The 2,770-nt window shown below is 64.8% G+C and carries 2 protein-coding genes and 1 tRNA gene; 2 read left to right on the top strand and 1 reads right to left on the bottom strand.

Features of this window, described 5'->3' with window-relative positions; genetic code table 11:
• The first annotated feature begins 168 nt into the window (after positions 1-168).
• Positions 169-243: transfer RNA gene (locus EN742_RS24915), tRNA-Val, on the top strand.
• 163 nt (positions 244-406) lie between these two features.
• On the top strand, positions 407-1,093 hold the full coding sequence (locus EN742_RS24920; protein WP_126054524.1) for a Crp/Fnr family transcriptional regulator: 687 nt from the start codon (positions 407-409) through the stop codon (positions 1,091-1,093).
• Positions 1,094-1,122: 29 nt separating this feature from the next.
• Here EN742_RS24920 and EN742_RS39575 read toward each other — a convergent pair.
• Positions 1,123-2,770, bottom strand: a 1,648-nt coding sequence (locus tag EN742_RS39575; protein ID WP_245492391.1) for a Dyp-type peroxidase, incomplete at its 5' end; no start/stop codon positions are given.

The following is a 2,770-nucleotide window of genomic DNA, read 5'->3' on the forward strand; positions in this document are numbered from 1 at the left end:
CTCGGCCTGGCCGAGCGGCTGATCGACGCCGCGCGCTGAGCAAAAAGGGGGGCCGTACCGGCCCGCCGATCCGCAAATACGATCCTTGCAGCATGAGCGTCACATCGCCTTGACTTCGGCAGCCTGCCTCCCTTATATCGCGGCTCGCTTGGCCTTCGGGCAACGAGCGGGCGATTAGCTCAGCGGGAGAGCACACCCTTCACACGGGTGGGGTCGCAGGTTCAATCCCTGCATCGCCCACCATCCCCCTGCCGCCTCAAATTGCGATCCGCATGATCCAGGCAGGATCTTTTCTCTCTCAAATTGGTGAAGCCTCATACTCGTCGTGGCACGGTTGAACGCTGGGGCTTTGACGCCGTCCTCTGTTGCCGTAAACTTCAGCCAGGGTGGCAATCGGGACATCAACATGGCTTTCGCCAGCGCGAACGACAGGAACGACCTGCCGCGCCTTGCGCGGATCGATCCAGGTCAGTTCGATCTTCTGTTCAGCGGTTGCAAGGTCGAGCGCTATGCGGCCGGCCAGCATCTGTTCGTCCAGGAGGATTCCGCCGATCGCATCTACGGCGTGATGAGCGGCTCGGTGGAAATCTCGATCTACTCGCCGGGCGGCCAGAAGCTGGTGGCCAATATCGAGCTGTCGCGTAGCCTGGTCGGCGAGATCGGCGCGCTCGACGGGCGCCCGCGCACGGCAACCGCCATCTGCCTCACGGCTTGCGAACTGGTCTCGCTCAGCCGCACGCAACTCTTTGACCGTATTGAGAAAAACCCGTCTCTGGCGCGCGCCATGATCGACTTGCTGTGCGCACGGCTGCGCTGGGTCAGCGGCGAGCTTGGCGACCAGGCCTTCTTCGGCATCGAGGCCCGGCTGGCGAAACGTCTGGTGTTCCTGGGCGGCGTCATGGCCGATGGGGCCGGCTGGATACCGATATCGCAATCGGAGCTGGGCGAGTTCCTCGGCGCGACGCGCGAGTCGGTCAACAAGACGCTGAACGACTGGCGCAGCCGCCGGATCATCGAGATCAAGCGAGGTGGCCTGCGCATAACCGACGCCAGGGCGCTCGCTACCATTGCCGAATCGCAGGACGACGACTGAGGGCGTCATTCGGCGATGCGGCACCCGAATCAGAGCCGCGAGATCAGATAGCGCAGCGCGGATTTGCTCGGCATGAAGAAATAGCCGCCTCCCCGCGTGGTGACGAATTGCGGTATTCCCTTCAGGACCGTGACGCCTTCCCAGGACGGGATGGTGAACCTGCCGTCGCAGGTGCGCGAACCGATCGTCGGATCCTTTTCACCGACCAGCCCCTGGAACGAGGTCGATGAGACCCAGGTCTGCTGCATGAATTCGTACTGGCGCTCGATGTCGGCGTTGAGGCACATGAAGAGCAGGCCCTTCTCGACCTTCGCGCCCTTCCGGTCCTGCTTCTGGTAGGAACGGCCGACGCGGATGATGCGGTGGCGCTTGCCGATCTGGATCTGCGTCTCGCGGTCTTCGCCAAGCGAGTCGCGCGGATTGGAGCGGCGTATGTGAGCGCCAAGCGGGCAACGATGCCCCTGCGGGTCCTCGACGCCGAGGGTGAAATCATTGTCGACGCCGCGTCCGGCGCGGCCGTCTGGGTTGCGCACCAGCGAACTGCCGTCCGGCCAGCGGCCGAGCATCTTGGCGGCCACCCAGCGCGGCGTGATCGCCGGATTGCCGGTCTCGCCCGCCACTTGCGCGGCTGCCGCCTTGCAATAATCGTCGAAGCGCTCGACGTGCTGCTCGAACTGGCGCACGACCAGAAAGGAGCCATTGCGGCCGAAATCGTGCGGCGGGGGTGGCAATCCGGCGATCTGCCGGTTGCGGCGCACCGCTGACAGGATACCGGAGCGGTCCTGCGCGGCCGGGACGGACGGCGAAGCCGGGTAGAAACCGTGCTCGTCGCGATAGCCGAACAGGAATTCGCCTGGCGCGACCAGATGCATGGGTGCAGCACCCGCATTTGCGCGCGCCGTGCCGCGCACGATCGGCTGCGACACGCCGTCGACGAAGCCGAAATGCTCGACGGCGCGCTTGCCTTCCCGCTTGACCGCGAGCGGCAGTTCCGAAACCAGCACCATCCCCGCGCTCGATGTCTTTTTCTTCAGCGCGGCAAGTTCGGCCTTCAGGATCTCGGGGCTTTCGGCATAGCAGACGACGACGGCGTCCACCGGCTTCTGCAGTGAACCCCATTGCCATTTGTCGGGAACGCTGTCGCCGAGATCGTCCAGGATGCGGCTGCGTTCGGGATTGCCCATGCCGTGGCGAAAGGCGACAGGAAACGTGCCGAGCGGATCGCCCTCGACGCCGCCGTCCAGTCCGAGGCGGCGAAGGCCGTCAGGACCGAATGCCAGCGTCATGGCGCGCTCGCGCGGCACCCCATCGCCAAAACTCGCGCGGGCAACGACGAATTCGAGCCAGGCCCTGCGGCTCGCCCTGGACAGGGTTTGCGGTATGGCGATCGCCATCATATGCGCGTGCGCCAGCGACCCGAACGGACCGAAGAAGATGGACTGGATCTCGCCGGTTTCCAGCTGTTGCTCGAGAGGCGGCGGAAAGGCCGAACTGATATTGGCCAGCAGCGAGGTGGTCTTTTGAACGGTGGTTCTTTCGGTCGCCAGCCGCGGCAGAGAACCGAACAGGCTCAGCCAGTCGCGCGCCTCGTTGTCGGTGGCCGAAGCAATGCCGCGCCTGATCCGGGAATTGATCCGGATGGCCGCGGTGTTGAGCTCGCGGTAGGCCGAATACCAG

It is taken from the genome of Mesorhizobium sp. M4A.F.Ca.ET.020.02.1.1, from assembly GCF_004022645.1.
In the GTDB taxonomy this organism is placed as follows: Bacteria; Pseudomonadota; Alphaproteobacteria; order Rhizobiales; family Rhizobiaceae; genus Mesorhizobium.